Below are 14461 nucleotides of genomic sequence, written 5' to 3'. Positions count from 1 at the left end.
GGCCGCGGCCGTGGTGCGCGGGGAGGCGGACGCCTACATCCACGCCGGTGGCCAGTACCAGTGGGACTCGGCCGCACCGGCCGGGGTGGCCCTGGCCAGGGGGTTCGTCGCGGTGCGCGTGGACGGTTCCCCGTTGGAGTACAACGTGGCTGAGACCTACCTGCCGGATCTGGTGGTGTGCCGCGCGGACCTGGCCGAGGCGATCCTGGAGGCCATCGCCTCGGCGTGAGGGGTCAGGCCCCGGGGCGGGTCACCTGCTCGTGACCAGGGCTCCGGCAATGGCGGCCATGAACGCGTCCTTGGCCAGGCTCATGCCCTCCTGGGAGGGGCGGATGCCGTCGGACTCGGTCATCGAGGGGTTGCGGAAGTACATCGCCAGCAGGCCGGCGGAGAAGGTGCCGAGCGCGGCGCCCGCGAGGCGGGGCGAGACCACAGGCGTGAGCAGTGCCGCGCCGATCCCGATCTCGGAGTAGGCGACGAACTTGCCGAACGTGTCCGGCTCCAGCTTGGTGACCTGCGGGACGCCGGTGGCGGCGAATCCCTGTAGGCCCTGGGCCGCCTCGGTGGGCAGGTTGCGCTTGGACAGTCCCGAGTTGAGGACGAACGCGCCGGTGACTCCGCGGAGGATGGCGTTGGACAGGCTCATGGGTGCTCCTGTGGGGGTCGGGGTCGCGAGTGCTGCGACACAGGTGAAGTGACTCTTTGGTGATGTGACACCCAGGAGGGTAACGCACACGTCGGGCATTTCACCCCCGGGGAGATCGACCCCACAGGATGCGCGCACGGGCCGCCGGTGGGACAGTCACTTCCATGAGCCCGAACAGCAGTCGCGACATCACCGACAAGCCTGACCCGGACGCCGACCCGGATTCGGGGAAACCCGAGTCGCCCACCTCGTTGAAATCCGGGACCTGGAAGGTCGGCCTGAAGCGTGCCGCCGCCGAGTTCTCGAAGGACAAGTGCACGGACCTGGCCGCCGCGCTCACGTACTTCGCGGTGCTCTCGATCTTCCCGGCGCTCCTGGCCGTGGTGTCGTTGCTCGGCGTGTTCGGGCAGGGGCAGGAGACCGTCAACGCCGTGATGGAGCTGTTCGAGGGTGCCGCGCCGGAGGAGACCCTCGCCGCGCTACGGGGTCCCATCGAATCGTTGGTCAACACCCCCGCCGCCGGACTCGCCCTCGTCACCGGTCTGCTGGGCGCGCTGTGGACGGCGTCCGGGTACGTGGGCGCCTTCGGGCGGGCCATGAACCGCATCTACGAGGTCGAGGAGGGTCGCCCCTTCTGGAAGCTCAAGCCCGCCATGGTGCTGTTGACCGCGGTGCTCCTCCTCCTGGTCTGCCTTGCCGGGCTCATGCTGGTCGTCAGCGGGCCGATCGCCGCCTGGGTGGGTGACCTCGTGGGCCTCGGCGAGACCGCCGTGACCGTGTGGGGCATCGCCAAGTGGCCGGCGCTGGTCCTCGTCGTCGTCGTGATCCTGGCCGTGCTCTACGGGTTCTCGCCCAACGTCAAGCAACCCAGGTTCCGGTGGGTCTCCGTCGGCGCCATCGTGGCGCTGCTGGTCTGGGCGGTCGCCACGGCGGGGTTCGTGTTCTACGTGTCCAACTTCTCGAGCTACAACGCCACGTACGGATCGCTGGCCGGCGTGATCATCTTCCTGCTCTGGCTCTGGATCACCAACAACGCGCTGCTGTTCGGGGCCGAGGTCGACGCCGAGGTGGAGCGGGCCCGCGAGCTGCAGGCCGGACTGCACGCCGAGGAGACCATCCAGCTCCCGCCGCGCGACACCACCGCCAGTGACAAGGCCGAGGAGAAGCGGCAGAAGACCATCGACGACGCCGCCGATGTCCGCCGCGAGGCCCAGGCGGAGCAGGCGCGTCACCCCCATTGAGACGAGCGCCGGGCTCTGCCCACAGGCTGAGCGCCGGGCGCTGATCAGTCTGGCGCAGCCCTTACTGTGGGCGATCTGTGATCAGTCTGTGGGCGCGGCGGGAGGCGCCACGCGCGGTCGAACGGCCACAATCGGGGGATGACCACTTCCGGCGGGACCACGTCGACCGCGCGACGACGCCTCCGCACCGTCCGCCTGGTCCTCGAACGCTCGGTGGGGGAGTTCTTCCGCGACCGGGGTCCCGACCAGGCGGGGGCGCTCACCTTCTACGGAGTGCTCTCGCTGTTTCCCGCGCTCCTGGTGGTGGTCTCGCTGCTCGGCGTGTTCGGTCAGGGGGCCAGGACCGTGGACGCCCTCATGGAGATGCTCTCCGATATCGCCCCGCCGGAGGTTCTGGATCCGATCCGCGGCCCCGTCGAGGCCGTCGTCACCACGCAAGCCGCCGGGACGGCGCTCGTGGTGGGCGCGACCATCGCGCTGTGGACCGCGTCCCGCTATGTCTGGGCGCTCGGTCGCGCGATGAACCTCATTCTCGGAGTGGAGGAGGGACGGCCGCCGTGGCGGCTGCTGCCCGTCGGCCTGCTGCTCACGGCGTTGCTCATCGTCCTCGTGGCCGTCGGGGGCCTGGCGCTGGTGTTCACCGGCCCCATCGCCGAGACCGTGGGTGGGTGGATCGGCCTCGGCGAGACGGCGTTGGCGGTGTGGAGCGTGGCCAAGTGGCCGGGGGCCCTGATCTCCGCCATCCTCGCGCTGGCGATCCTCTACCGGTTCGCGCCCAACGTGGCCGGACGCAAATTCCACTGGGTCTCGCTGGGTGCGGCGGCGGCCCTGCTCATCATCGGTGTCGCCACCGCCGGTTTCGGCTTCTTCGTCTCCAACTTCGGCAACTTCAACCGCTCGTACGGATCGCTGGCGGGGATCATCGTGTTCCTGTTGTGGTTGTGGTTGGTCAACATGGCGGTGCTCTACGGCGCGCGACTGGACACCGAGGTGCTGCGTATCCGCCAACTCCGGGCCGGCATCCCGGCCGAGGAGACGGTGCAGGTGACCCCGCGCGACACGACGGCCAGTGACTTCTTCGCGCGCCGGCGGGCCACGATGCTCGCCGACTACCGGGAACTGCGCCGGGATCCGGCCCCCGTCGACGACGACACCTCCGCTGATGACGTGGCGGCCGGTGACGCGGATGCCGAGGCCGGGGAGACGGCCGAGGCGGCACCTCCACGACGGTAGGGTTGGCCGCATGCGCCTCGTCGTCACCGGGGGAGCCGGGTTCATCGGCGCCAACTTCGTCCACACCGTGGTCCGTGAGCACCCCCACGCCCACGTCACCGTGCTGGACGCCATGACCTACGCCGCCAATCGCGCGAGTCTGGCCGGACTCCCGTCGGATCGGGTCGAGCTGGTGGAGGCCGACTGCGCGGACCCCGCCGTCACCGACCGGCTCGTCGCGCAGCTCACGGGGCCTGACGACGCGGTGGTGCACTTCGCCGCCGAGAGCCACAACGACAACTCGCTCGCCACCCCGTGGCCGTTCGTGCACTCCAACATCGTGGGCACCTACGCCGTGCTCGAGGCCTGCCGCGGCCACGACGTGCGCCTGCACCACGTCTCGACCGACGAGGTCTACGGCGACCTGCAGCTGGACGATCCGGACAGGTTCACCCAGGCCACCGCGTACAACCCGTCGAGCCCGTACTCGGCCACCAAGGCGGGCGCGGACATGTTGGTGCGCGCGTGGGTCCGCAGCTTCGGTGTCCGCGCCACGATCAGCAACTGCTCCAACAACTACGGCCCGTTCCAGCACGTCGAGAAGTTCATCCCGCGGCAGATCACCAACCTTCTCACCGGGCAGCGCCCTCGCCTCTACGGCAGTGGTGCCAATGTCCGGGACTGGATCCACGTCGACGACCACAACTCGGCGGTCCTGCGGATCCTTGCACGAGGTGAGCTCGGGCGGACCTACCTCATCGGCGCCGACGGCGAGCACTCCAACCTGCAGGTCATGCAGATGATCTGCGAGCTGATGGGCGCCACCGCCACCGACGGCGACCCCGGCTTCGACCACGTCACCGACCGCCCCGGCCACGACCTGCGCTACGCGATCGACGCCACCGCCACCCGCGAGGAGCTCGGGTGGGAGCCGCAGCACACGAACCTGCGGGACGGGCTGGCCCGGACCATCGAGTGGTACCGCGAGAACCGCGACTGGTGGGAGCCGGTCAAGGAGAGCGTCGAGGCGAAGTACGCCCGGACGGAGAAGGTGCTGTGAAGGGCATCGTCCTGGCCGGCGGCAGCGGCACCCGTCTGCGCCCCCTCACTCTGGCCACCAGCAAGCAACTCATGCCGGTCTACGACAAGCCGATGATCTACTACCCGCTGTCCACGCTCATGCTGGCGGGCATCCGCGACATCCTGCTCATCACCACGCCCGAGGACGCGCCGCAGTTCCGGCGGCTCCTGGGCGACGGCAGCCAGTTCGGCATCACCCTGAGCTACGTCGAGCAGGCCGCCCCCGAGGGCCTGGCCCAGGCGTTCGTCCTGGGTGCGGACCACATCGGTGACGACCCGGTGGCGCTGATCCTGGGCGACAACATCTTCTACGGCCCCGGGATGGGAGCGCAGCTGCGACGGTTCGCCGACCTCGACGGCGGCGCCGTGTTCGCCTACCGCGTGTCCAACCCGGGCGACTACGGGGTGATCGACTTCGACGCCGCCGGCCGCGCGATCAGCCTCGAGGAGAAGCCCGAGAACCCGTCCTCCGACTTCGCCGTCCCGGGCCTCTACTTCTACAGCGCCGACGTGGTGGAGGTGGCGCGGAACCTCGAGAAGTCGCCGCGCGGGGAATACGAGATCACCGACGTCAACCGTCACTATCTCGAGGCCGGCCGCCTACAGGTCGAGGTGCTCCCGCGTGGAACCGCCTGGCTGGACACCGGCACCCACGACTCTCTGCTCGACGCGGGCAACTACGTCCGGACCATCGAGGACCGGCAGGGCCTGAAGATCGGCTGCCCGGAGGAGGTGGCGTGGCGGATGGGGTATCTCGACGACGACGAGCTCACCGACCGCGCCCACGACCTCAGGAAATCGGGGTACGGGGCCTACCTGCTCGACGTGCTCCGCCGCGAAAAGGGTCGGCAGTGGTGAGCGGCGGCCCTCCGGACGATCAGCCTGCACAGCCGCTCCCCCCGATGCACGCCCGCCTGAGCAGCGGTGCACGCGGGAGTGCAGAGGGGGGAGCGGATGCAGAGGGGGGAGCGGCTGCAGAGGGGGCGGGCGAGCCCTTGCGCCCCGCCGGGCTGCCGCGGGTCCTCGTCACCGGCGGCGGCGGGCAGCTCGGGCACGCGCTCTCCGGAGTGGCCGACGCCCCGGGCCGTGACGAACTGGACATCACCGATCCCGCGTCGATGTCCGCCGCCCTGGACCGCTTCTCGCCGGAGGTGGTGATCAACGCGGCCGCGTACACCGATGTCGACGGCGCCGAAGCCGACGAGGCGGGGGCCCGGGCGATCAACACCGTCGGCGCCGAGGAGCTCGCCGCAGCGTGCCGGGAGCGCGGAGTCCGGATGGTCCACATCAGTACTGACTACGTCTTCTCCGGCGAGATCCCCGGAGGAGGTGACCCGGCCACCGCTCCGGCGCTCGAGCCCACGGACCCGACCGCCCCCGCCACGGCGTACGGGCGGACCAAGCTGGCGGGGGAGCGGGCTGTGCTGGCTTCGCACCCGGAAGCGACCGTCATCCGCACCGCGTGGCTGTACACCGGCCCGCAACGCGAGTCCCTCGGCCTGTCCGGCAGCGACTTCGTGGCCACCATGGTCCGACTGGAGCGCGAGCGAGACACGCTCAACGTGGTCGACGACCAGTGGGGCTCGCCCACCTATACGCATGCCCTCGCCGGCGGTCTGCTGGAGATGCTGGCCGCCGAGAGGGCCGGTCGGGTCGACACCCGAGGGCTCACCCTGCACGGGGCCGGAGGCGGGCGCGCGACGTGGTGGGAGCTCGCCCGCGAGGTGTTCAGCCGGTACGGCGCCGATCCGGACCGGGTCCGTCCCTGCCGTTCGGACGAGTTCCCACGCCCGGCACCGAGGCCGGCGTTCTCCGTGCTGTCCGATACCTCATGGCAGGCGGCGGGACTCTCACCGCTACCGGACTGGCGGGCCGACCTCACCAGCGCCATCGCCGAACACGCACGGGTCGCGCGCGGCGGAGGTGACCGGTGAGGCGGCCGGCAACCCTGCGCGCATGACCCATCCGCGCTTCGGTCCACGCCTCCGCCGCGCGGCCCTCGCGGCAGGTGCGATCGGCATCACCACCGCCCTCGCCCTCACCGCCTGGGGCGTGTACCTGCTGCAGCCCCGCGGGGAGGATCCGGTCCGCGCCGACGCCGTGGTCATGCTCGCCGGCGCGGATGACGGACGGCACGCCTATGCCCGAGACCTGGTGGAGGCGGGGTACGCCGACACGCTGCTGGTGTCCAACCCGGGTGGCGACTCCGAGCGCAGGGCCCGCCGGCTGTGCACCGGCGCGGATCGCCCCGACGGGGCCGAGGTGGTGTGCTTCGCCCCCGAGCCACGGACGACGTGGGGGGAGGCCCACGCGGTCGCCGCGATCGCGCGGGCCCGGAGCTGGGAGCGCATTCTCGTCGTCACCAATCGTCCGCACACACTGCGGGCCGGTCGGTGGATGCGCGCCGCCACCGGAATGGAGGTGCGGATGACGCCGATCGAGCGCATCGACTGGCCCATGCTCCCGGTGCACCTGGTCTGGGAGATCGCGGGGTTCGCCAAGGGCCGGGTCAACGGTCACTGGTAGCGGCGACTGGTGGCGGCCGTTGTTGGCGGCCGTAGATGGCGCCAGTGCGCGGACCGGGTCGCGGGTCAGGCGGGTCGCGCTCGCATGGCGGACGGCGCGGCGATGGGTGCGCGGGTGGTGAGCATCGGAGCCCCCAGCCCCTCGTGGGCCCTCGAGATCCGGCCGAAGACGGCGGTGCGGTCCATGGGGCGGTGCGGCAGGTCGAGAGCCCGACGCACGTCGGAGGGGACGAGACTAGCGGCGGCGTGGACCACCGTGATGCACGAGCGGTGGGCCGTGACTGACGTTCCGACGAGCCCCTTGCACGCGCGAGCCGTCTCGCGGAGCCGGGTCGCGGCCCGCTGACCAGCGGAGGTCGCACGGGCGCGGTCCCGGGAGGAACGGAGCAGCTGCTCGAGTTCGCGGACGGTCGTGGGCGAGACGCGGCAGCCGTGCAGGTGCCCGATGCCGGCCGTCTGGCTGACGTATCGGTCGGACTCGGCCGGGGTGAGCGGCCGCGCCGCGAAGCGCTGGTACGCGGCGAGGAGTGCCCACGTGATGGCGGCGTGCGCCCACTCCATGAGCTCCGGATCCGAACCGTAGTAGTACTGGCCGTGCTCGGTGGTGCCGGAGAAGGTGGAGCGGTCGCGGTGTGAGTTCTCGATCGTCACCATGGCGTCGTCGACCGTGCCGAACGTGGTGATCTCGATGAGGTCGTGCAGGTAGCCGTCCGCGGACCAGGGGTTCTCGACCGCGTCAGCGGCGGTGAGCGCGGCCGCGAAGGCGGGGTTGGCGGCCAGCATGAGCAGTCCGGTGGTCACGCCGATCGGGGTGGCCGCGTCGCCGTGGACACGCCAGATCGGGTCGCCCGGGTGGAACCAGCGGGGCCCCGGGATGTCGAGGATCGAGCACACGGGGGTGTCCGCCGCACCGCGTGGATCAAGTGGTGACATGGGCACGCCCTGGGGTAGTTGCGCCGTGCGTGACGGCCGGTTGAGTCCTGACGACGACTGTAACTCCCGTCCCGCCCGTCGGCCGGTATTCCCTGGGGGCGGGCTGAGAAAATCCCGTGAACGTATGACGGGGACACGGCCTCTAGGCTGGCAGTGCACACCCGAGAGCCCCGAACCGCACCAGGAGACGACACGTGAGCCCTTCCCCCCTTCCCGCCCCCCGCACCGGCCCCGTCGTCCCCGACCGCTTCGCGGGCAGGACCGCTCTCGTCACCGGCGCCAGCCGTGGGATCGGTCTGGGGATAGCGCGGCGACTGCTGTCCGAGGGGGCGTCCGTGGTGATCACCGCCCGCGGGCAGGAGGGCCTCGACGAGGCGGTCGCCGAGCTGGGTGCGCCGGACAGGGTGCTCGCGGTGGCGGGGAAGTCCGACGACGAGGATCACCAGCGCGAGGTGGTGGCCCGGGCCGAGGAGGCGTTCGGGCCGGTGGACCTGCTGGTCAACAACACCGGCATCAATCCCGTCTTCGGTCGGACGGTCGACGTGGACCTGGCGGCCGCCCGCAAGATCACCGAGGTCAACGCACTGGGCACCCTGGCGTGGACGCAGAAGGTCTATCACTCGGGTCTCGGTGAGCGCGGCGGGGCGGTGGTCAATGTGGCCTCGATCGCGGGACTGGCACCCTCGCCGGGCATCGGGTGGTACGGCGCCACCAAGGCACTGGTCATGCGCCTGACGCAGGAACTCGCGGTGGAGGTCGGCCCCGCCGTCCGCGTCAACGCGGTGGCGCCGGGGGTGGTCAAGACACGATTCGCCGAGGCCCTCTACTCCGGCCGCGAGGAGCAGATGTCCGCGGCACTGCCGGCGGGCCGGTTGGGGGTGCCGGACGACATCGCCGGCCCGGTGTCGTTCCTGCTCTCCGACGACGCCCACTGGATCACCGGGCAGACGCTCGTCGTGGACGGCGGGGCGCACATCGTCGGCGCGGGACTGCAGGGCTGACATGGCCTCCATCCAGGAGTTCTGCGCCTCGACCGGCCGCTCGCTCGAGGCGAGCCCCCCGATGGCGGTGGCCGCGCAACCGCTGACGTGGGTGGACAACCCGCCGTGGCAGCGGATCGAGTCGCCGGAGCCGTCGGCGGTGATCTACGTGGACCCGGGGGCCCACCGCGACGGCTTCTCGCCCAACGCCGTGGCCACCTGCGCCCGCGTGGCGCCCGCGATGTCCACCGACGACGCGGTGACCATGATCGTCGCCACCGCGGAGGTCCTGTCCGACTGGACGGTGCTGGAGGAGGTCGCGGGCGAGGGGGACGAGGACGCCGGCGCCGTACGCAGCATCTACCGCTACCTCCGCGGCACCTACACGGCCGAGCCCGGCGAGATGGCCACCTCGAGCCTGATCGTGGGATGGAGCGACGACGAGGCGACCTATGTCTTCCAGTTCGTCGTGACCGGGTGGCGCGAGGACGCGGCCCTGCACGACTCGGCGATGGACTGCCTGCTGATCGGGGAGTGGACGGCAGGCCAGATCGTCGGCGCCATGAGGGGTTGACGCACTCGGGCGGCCGCGGCGTGTCCCGCTAGGGTGGGCGGGATCGAAGTCAGGTGACCAGGAAGGCGGGACCGCCGGTGCAGCTACGCGAGCTGAGTGTGACGGGGGCGTGGGAGATCACCCCCCGCCGGATCTCGGACGACCGCGGGGTCTTCCACGAGGCGTTCACCGACCCGACCTTCCGCCGCCTGACCGGGCACCGTTTCGACCTCGCACAGGTCAACGTGTCGGTCTCGGGGGAGGGGGTCCTGCGCGGCCTGCACTACGCCGACGTGCCGCCCGGGCAGGCCAAGTACGTGATGTGCCCGTCCGGAACGGTGTTCGACGTCGTGGTGGACGTGCGGGTGGGGTCGCCCACGTTCGGCGAGTGGTCCGGGGTGGTCCTCGATTCGAGCGACCAGCGGGCGATCTACGTCCCCGAGGGCGTGGCGCACGGATTCCTCTCGCTGGAGCCGCAGTCCACGGTCATGTACCTGTGCTCGGAGGGGTGGCGACCGGGTGCCGAGCACGCGGTGGACGCGTTCGACTCCCACATCGCGATCGACTGGCCCTCCGTCGCGCTCGACGGCACCCCGATCACGCACGTGATGAGCCAGAAGGACCGCGACGCCCCGAGTCTGCTCGACGTCGCGGCCGCGGGGCGCCTGCCGCGATGGGAGGACTGCGAGGCTCACGTGGAGCGTCTGCGCGAGGCCACCGCGCGGGTGGACGAGGAGTGGCGCCCGAACGCGGACTGACATACCCTAGGGGGTATCGAACGACGCCCTGTCGGGTCGAGAACCCCATGAAGGAGGACGCCATGTGTTATCCCGTCGCCTGTTCCGTCTGCGGCAAGACCACCTGGGACGGCTGTGGTCAGCACGTCGACCAGGTCAAGGCGGCCGTGCCCGCCGAGAAGTGGTGTGGAGGCGAGCACCCGGTCCCGGCTCGATAACCCCCGGCCCGGTAGTCCCGGCGAGGTGGCACCGGGGCGCCGCGGTCGCGACCTCCATCGGGGGCGTCGGTCCCCACTCCCGCGCCACGAACCCGTCCGGCGGGGTAGAACCGGGGGACACGCACTCCCGTCCCTCCCGGAGGCCCCAGTGAGCACCCCGTACGTCCTCGTCGAGCGCAGCGGCCCGATCGCGCGCGTGACCCTCGACCGGCCCGAGCGCCGCAACCCCCTGTCGTTGCGGATGATGCGCGAGGCCACCGCCGCCATCCGCGACCTCGGTGACGACCCGTCATGCGGCGTGGTGGTGGTGACCGGGTCGGGCCCGGCGCTGTCCGCCGGGCACGAGATCGGTGAGATGATCGACCGCACCCTCGACGAGGAGCGTGAGGTCTTCGACACCTGCGTCGAGCTCATGGAGTCGATCCAGGCCATCCGCCAGCCCGTGATCGCGGAGGTGCAGGGCCACGCCGTCGCCGCCGGGTGTCAGCTCGTGGCGACCTGCGACCTCGCCGTGGCCGTCGACACCGCGAGGTTCGGCACCCCGGGCGTGAGGATCGGCCTGTTCTGCTCGACCCCCATGGTGGCGGTCTCGCGGAACATCGGCCGCAAGCGCGCACTCCAGATGCTCCTGACCGGTGAGACGATCGACGCCGCCACCGCGGTCGAGTGGGGCCTGGTCAACGAGGCGGTACCCGCCGACCGGCTCCGGGCCCGTGTCGACGAGCTGGCCACCCGCATCGCCGACGCCAGCCCGTTGACCCTGCAGATCGGCAAGCAGGCCTTCTACCGGCAGATCGACCTCCCGCAGGGCGAGGCGTACCGCGAGATGGCCGAGACCATGGCCACCAACGCGGTCACGTGCGACGCGCAGGAGGGCATGACCGCGTTCCTGGACAAGCGCGCCCCGCAGTGGCGCGGCGAGTGACGCCCGCCCGGGAGTTCCGGGCGGTGACCTGCCGGGCCGTCGTCGTGGGGGCCTCCCACTAGGATCTGCGCCATGGCGATCTCGGTGATGACGGTCTGTACCGGCAACATGTGTCGGTCACCGCTGGCCGAGCGGCTGCTCTCCGTGCGAGCCGCGCACGCGGGTGTCGACGTGGTCGCGGATTCCGCGGGGACGAGGGCGGTCAACGGTGTGGCGATCCACCCCGAGACCCGCCGGGTACTCGGGGCCCACGGCGGCGACGCCGAGGGTTTCGCCTCCCGTCTGCTCACGCCGCGACTCCTGCAGGGTCACGATCTGGTCCTCACCGCGACACGGGCCCACCGTGACGCCGTGCAGGAGATGGCCCCGCTGCTGTGGAAGAAGACCTACACGCTGCTGGAGGCGGCCCACCTCGCCGACGCCGACCGGGCGCTGACCCTCGCGGGGCTGGCGCGGGCCCGACTCGGCGTGGACACCGACGACCCGGCGTGGGACATCGAGGACCCGATCGGCCGCGAGCCCGAGGTCTTCGACCGGACCGGGGCGCAGATCAGCCACGCGGTCGACTCGATCGTCGATCTCCTGGCCCGCTAGGGGTCCAGGGGTTTACGCCCGTCGAGATCCCGTAGGAAATCAGGGTCGTCGTCCGGTGCGATCACGCGCGGCGGGGCCGGCCGTGAACCGGGCCCGAAGGCCCGCCACAGCAGGATTGCCACGGTCACCACACCGATGAGTGCGAACAGCCAGATCACTCGAACCTCCTTCACACCACGATACGTATCCTGGTGTTCATGAGCGAGCGAGACGAGTCGGCAATCCCGGCACAGGTGACCACCGGAACCAGGCCCGGCGCACGGCTGGCCCGCAACATGATGTTCTACACCGTGTTGAGACTGCTGATGGTCGTGGCGTTGACGCTGGTCATCATAGGGATCGGCCGCCTCGCCGGGGTGGATGTCCCGGTGCTCGTCGCGGCGATACTCTCGGTGGTGGTCGCGCTACCGTTGTCCATGATCCTGTTCACCCGCCTGCGCGCGGAGATCAACTCCGACATCTCGGCGGTCGACGCCGACCGGCGGGCCAAGCGCGAGGACCTGCGTCGTCGGATGGACGAGGCCTGACCTAGCTGGTCGGTGCGGGCCAGGGCAGCGCCGGGAGCTGCTCCGACCCGAACGATCCCCTCCACCCGAACGGCGGCAGGACCGAGTTCTGGGCTGCCGGGGGTTCGGACTCGACGGTTCCGGGCGCGGTCGGCACCTCTGTCGGCGCCGGTTCCGTGGATCCGGTGGTGGGTTGGCTGACCTGTCCCCCGGTCGTGGTGGTCTCGACCTCGCCCGGGGTGGAGGGCTCCGTGCCTCCGGGAGAGGTGGGCGGGCTGGTCGGTGAGGTGGTCGGCGGCGTCGTGCCCTCCGGTGGGGTCACCGGCGTGCCCGGTGTCGTCTCCTCGGTGGTGCCGTCGCCCGGACCGTTCTCCGTCGGCTCGTCCGGGTCCCCGTCGGGCTCGTCGGCGTCGAACCACGGATCCTGCACACCGACGTCCGTCCGCGGTTGGGCCGGAGTCCACTGGGTGGTCGGGGTGCCCGCCGCGGGCTGGCGGGGAGGAGCGTAGGTCCCCGTCTCGTCGTCGGCGACGTACAGCGCACCCGGGGCGGGCTGCACCCCGATGTAATAGCGGCTGAGGCAGTGGTCGGTGACGCTCTGGCTACCGTCCGTGAAGACGGTCATCCCGGGGGTGCCGCCGTCGGCCTCGGTCGCGCACCGCGCGATGAAGCGACCCGGTTGGGTCTCGCGCTCGGTCGGTTCGGCCGCGGAGGTCAGTTCGGTGGCAGAGGCGGACCCCGGGGCTTCCGACAGGACCTGCGGATCCGGCTGTGCGCACGACGCCGCCACCAGCGCGATCGCGCCGGCGGACAGGAGCACCCGAATTTGCATAACGATAGTGTCTCAGTTCCGTCAAAGGATGGCTACCGGTCGACGCTGTGGAACACGTCATGCCGGGGGTCAGATGCCGGCCGCCCGCGTGCGGACCGCGCCGAGTGAGGCCACGGCGGCGGCGAGGACGGCGGCCCCGAGCCCACCGACTCCCACCGTGATCAGATCGGTCACCGGTGGCGCGATGTTACCGGCGATCCCGGGGCCCACCATGGCGACCGCGCCGAGCCTGCCGAACGCCGCACCCAGGACCACCCCGAGTGCCGAGGCGCTCGCCGCCACCAGTGCGGTCTCCGCGACGAGCATCAGCCACACGCCGGTCCGGGTGACGCCCACGCCGCGGAGCAACCCGATCTCGCGCGTCCGCTCCCGGACCGCGAGCGTGAGCGTGTTGACCACTCCCACCAGTGCGAGCGCCACCGCCACCGCCAGCAGGAGCGAACTGGACGTGAGCACGGTCCGGACGGAGCCCGCGATCTGGTCGCGGGAGGCGAACGTCTCGGTGACCGCCAGCGACGGGTCGGCGTCCACCACCGCCGACCTCACCCCGTCGAGCGCCGCCTCGAGGGACCCGCCCTCGAGGTTGTCCTCCATCCGGAGCCACTGCTCGGTGCGCGGGACGAACTGCTGCGGGATCTCCTGACCCTCCGGCCAGGGGGATCCGTCCGGCAGGTGCGCCACAGGCCAGTCGGGGACACTGCCCGGGGCGGCGAGGGCCCACTGGTCGGACGAGCGGCGCACGACGAGGTCCCGTCCGTCGTCGTCGGTGAAGAAGCGGAACCGGACGGTGTCGCCGTCACGGGCGTCCGCGGCGACGGGGGAGGACTCGGGCAGCACGATCTCGCCCGGGCCGGGGAGGACGACCTCGCGGCGCATCACCTGTGCCACCCGGGACGGATCGGCCACGCGCAGGACCGTGCGCCGTCCGTCGTCGTCGCGGGCGTACATGTCGACGACGACGAGGGAGTCCGCCACCCCGTCCAGTCCCGCCAGCTGCTCGGGCAGCCCGCCGGGCAACATCCCGTCGGGTGCGGTGACGGCAACGTCCAGCGGGACGCGGTCGACCAGTCGCGACTCGATGGCGGGCCCCAGCAGGGCGATCCCGGTGACCATGGTCGAGGTGAGGGTCACGCCCACCAGCACGGCGGCCGAGGTGGCGGCCGTGCGGCGCGGACTGCGCGCGGTGTTGCGCGCGCCGAGCAAACCGACGGGTCCGAGGACCGGTCCGACGACCGTGCCGATCATCCCGAGCAGGGTGGGCAGGGCCCCTGCTGTCACCGCCAGCACCCCGAGGAAGGTGAGCACGCCCCAGGCGCCGGCCTCCACCACCGAGCGCGAGTCCACCGCGGAGGTCATGCCGGTCCATCCGGCCACCGCGACGGCGGAGCCCGCCACCACCATCGCGAGCCGACGCCACCACGGGTCGGGGCGGACATCTGCCGGTCTGAGCGCTCCGAGCGGGCTGCCCGAGGTGGCCCG

At 71.4% G+C, this 14461-nt stretch carries 19 protein-coding genes; 14 read left to right on the top strand and 5 right to left on the bottom strand.

Annotated elements, in window-relative coordinates; genetic code table 11:
• The coding region (locus tag G6031_RS16595) for an inositol monophosphatase family protein (RefSeq protein ID WP_277820166.1) at positions 1-229 on the top strand (229 nt) is incomplete at its 5' end.
• Positions 230-250: 21 nt separating this feature from the next.
• On the opposite strand, the gene G6031_RS16590 is transcribed toward G6031_RS16595, so the two are convergent.
• Positions 251-646 (bottom strand): hypothetical protein, encoded by a 396-nt coding sequence (locus G6031_RS16590; protein ID WP_179523225.1) that lies wholly within the window; start codon positions 644-646, stop codon positions 251-253.
• 164 nt (positions 647-810) lie between these two features.
• On the opposite strand from G6031_RS16590, the gene G6031_RS16585 reads away from it, so the two are divergent.
• From G6031_RS16585 to G6031_RS16560, 6 genes are all read left to right on the top strand, one after another.
• Entirely contained in the window at positions 811-1887 is a 1077-nt protein-coding gene (locus G6031_RS16585; protein WP_182653862.1) for a YihY/virulence factor BrkB family protein, read from the top strand.
• Between the two features lie 138 nt (positions 1888-2025).
• Positions 2026-3120, top strand: a complete 1095-nt coding sequence (locus G6031_RS16580) for a YihY/virulence factor BrkB family protein (RefSeq protein ID WP_182610398.1) — start codon at positions 2026-2028, stop codon at positions 3118-3120.
• Between the two features lie 10 nt (positions 3121-3130).
• Entirely contained in the window at positions 3131-4159 is a 1029-nt protein-coding gene (gene rfbB, locus G6031_RS16575; RefSeq protein WP_182653861.1) for a dTDP-glucose 4,6-dehydratase, read from the top strand.
• Positions 4156-5037, top strand: a complete 882-nt coding sequence (rfbA, locus tag G6031_RS16570; protein ID WP_182610400.1) for a glucose-1-phosphate thymidylyltransferase RfbA — start codon at positions 4156-4158, stop codon at positions 5035-5037. Before rfbB ends, rfbA begins: the two co-directional genes overlap by 4 nt.
• A gap of 44 nt (positions 5038-5081) precedes the next feature.
• Positions 5082-6113, top strand: coding sequence for a dTDP-4-dehydrorhamnose reductase (rfbD, locus tag G6031_RS16565; protein WP_182653860.1), 1032 nt, complete (start codon positions 5082-5084; stop codon positions 6111-6113).
• A gap of 22 nt (positions 6114-6135) precedes the next feature.
• Positions 6136-6705, top strand: coding sequence for an ElyC/SanA/YdcF family protein (locus G6031_RS16560; protein WP_179523211.1), 570 nt, complete (start codon positions 6136-6138; stop codon positions 6703-6705).
• Between the two features lie 65 nt (positions 6706-6770).
• Here G6031_RS16560 and G6031_RS16555 read toward each other — a convergent pair whose 3' ends face one another.
• The gene (locus G6031_RS16555) at positions 6771-7637 is read right to left on the bottom strand and encodes an oxygenase MpaB family protein (protein ID WP_187702356.1); all 867 of its coding nucleotides are present in this window, start codon (positions 7635-7637) and stop codon (positions 6771-6773) included.
• A gap of 194 nt (positions 7638-7831) precedes the next feature.
• Here G6031_RS16555 and G6031_RS16550 point away from each other — a divergent pair, with 194 nt between their 5' ends.
• The 6 genes from G6031_RS16550 (at position 7832) to G6031_RS16530 (ending at position 11644) form a co-directional block, all read left to right on the top strand.
• Positions 7832-8638: an SDR family oxidoreductase gene (locus tag G6031_RS16550; RefSeq protein ID WP_182617353.1), complete on the top strand. Its 807-nt coding sequence runs from the start codon at positions 7832-7834 to the stop codon at positions 8636-8638.
• A gap of 1 nt (position 8639) precedes the next feature.
• On the top strand, positions 8640-9191 hold the full coding sequence (locus tag G6031_RS16545) for an LpqN/LpqT family lipoprotein (RefSeq protein WP_182609381.1): 552 nt from the start codon (positions 8640-8642) through the stop codon (positions 9189-9191).
• A 77-nt stretch (positions 9192-9268) separates the two neighbouring features.
• The gene (rfbC, locus tag G6031_RS16540; protein ID WP_182617351.1) at positions 9269-9928 is read left to right on the top strand and encodes a dTDP-4-dehydrorhamnose 3,5-epimerase; all 660 of its coding nucleotides are present in this window, start codon (positions 9269-9271) and stop codon (positions 9926-9928) included.
• Between the two features lie 62 nt (positions 9929-9990).
• A complete protein-coding gene (locus G6031_RS19120; protein WP_259845221.1) occupies positions 9991-10125 on the top strand; it encodes a hypothetical protein in 135 nt (44 codons plus the stop codon).
• A 148-nt stretch (positions 10126-10273) separates the two neighbouring features.
• Positions 10274-11050: an enoyl-CoA hydratase gene (locus G6031_RS16535; RefSeq protein WP_182609380.1), complete on the top strand. Its 777-nt coding sequence runs from the start codon at positions 10274-10276 to the stop codon at positions 11048-11050.
• A 72-nt stretch (positions 11051-11122) separates the two neighbouring features.
• The gene (locus G6031_RS16530; protein ID WP_179523208.1) at positions 11123-11644 is read left to right on the top strand and encodes a protein-tyrosine-phosphatase; all 522 of its coding nucleotides are present in this window, start codon (positions 11123-11125) and stop codon (positions 11642-11644) included.
• Here G6031_RS16530 and G6031_RS16525 read toward each other — a convergent pair.
• Positions 11641-11802 (bottom strand): hypothetical protein, encoded by a 162-nt coding sequence (locus G6031_RS16525; protein WP_017837921.1) that lies wholly within the window; start codon positions 11800-11802, stop codon positions 11641-11643. The genes G6031_RS16530 and G6031_RS16525 overlap by 4 nt on opposite strands.
• A 39-nt stretch (positions 11803-11841) precedes the next feature.
• Here G6031_RS16525 and G6031_RS16520 point away from each other — a divergent pair, with 39 nt between their 5' ends.
• The gene (locus G6031_RS16520) at positions 11842-12171 is read left to right on the top strand and encodes a DUF4229 domain-containing protein (RefSeq protein WP_179523207.1); all 330 of its coding nucleotides are present in this window, start codon (positions 11842-11844) and stop codon (positions 12169-12171) included.
• Between the two features lies 1 nt (position 12172).
• Here the strand turns inward: G6031_RS16520 and G6031_RS16515 are convergent, their stop codons facing one another.
• Positions 12173-12982 (bottom strand): hypothetical protein, encoded by an 810-nt coding sequence (locus tag G6031_RS16515; RefSeq protein WP_182639291.1) that lies wholly within the window; start codon positions 12980-12982, stop codon positions 12173-12175.
• A 69-nt stretch (positions 12983-13051) separates the two neighbouring features.
• Positions 13052-14461, bottom strand: a 1410-nt coding sequence (locus G6031_RS16510; RefSeq protein WP_182653859.1) for an ABC transporter permease, incomplete at its 5' end; no start/stop codon positions are given.

This window comes from Dietzia sp. CQ4 (assembly GCF_014145125.1).
GTDB classification, from domain to species: Bacteria; Actinomycetota; Actinomycetes; order Mycobacteriales; family Mycobacteriaceae; genus Dietzia; species Dietzia natronolimnaea.
Note: the sequence above shows the minus strand (reverse complement) of the source record. Positions and strands in the feature narration are given on the sequence as shown.

Bases quoted from the DNA above. Each gene is read 5' to 3' on its own strand.
- G6031_RS16515 (WP_182639291.1), bottom strand. From the start codon at position 12,982: ATGCAAATTCGGGTGCTCCTGTCCGCCGGCGCGATCGCGCTGGTGGCG.
- G6031_RS16555 (WP_187702356.1), bottom strand. From the start codon at position 7,637: ATGTCACCACTTGATCCACGCGGTGCGGCGGACACCCCCGTGTGCTCG.
- G6031_RS16560 (WP_179523211.1), top strand. From the start codon at position 6,136: ATGACCCATCCGCGCTTCGGTCCACGCCTCCGCCGCGCGGCCCTCGCG.
- rfbB (WP_182653861.1), top strand. From the start codon at position 3,131: ATGCGCCTCGTCGTCACCGGGGGAGCCGGGTTCATCGGCGCCAACTTC.
- G6031_RS16520 (WP_179523207.1), top strand. From the start codon at position 11,842: ATGAGCGAGCGAGACGAGTCGGCAATCCCGGCACAGGTGACCACCGGA.
- G6031_RS16585 (WP_182653862.1), top strand. From the start codon at position 811: ATGAGCCCGAACAGCAGTCGCGACATCACCGACAAGCCTGACCCGGAC.
- G6031_RS19120 (WP_259845221.1), top strand. From the start codon at position 9,991: ATGTGTTATCCCGTCGCCTGTTCCGTCTGCGGCAAGACCACCTGGGAC.
- G6031_RS16580 (WP_182610398.1), top strand. From the start codon at position 2,026: ATGACCACTTCCGGCGGGACCACGTCGACCGCGCGACGACGCCTCCGC.
- G6031_RS16590 (WP_179523225.1), bottom strand. From the start codon at position 646: ATGAGCCTGTCCAACGCCATCCTCCGCGGAGTCACCGGCGCGTTCGTC.
- G6031_RS16530 (WP_179523208.1), top strand. From the start codon at position 11,123: ATGGCGATCTCGGTGATGACGGTCTGTACCGGCAACATGTGTCGGTCA.
- G6031_RS16545 (WP_182609381.1), top strand. From the start codon at position 8,640: ATGGCCTCCATCCAGGAGTTCTGCGCCTCGACCGGCCGCTCGCTCGAG.
- rfbD (WP_182653860.1), top strand. From the start codon at position 5,082: ATGCACGCCCGCCTGAGCAGCGGTGCACGCGGGAGTGCAGAGGGGGGA.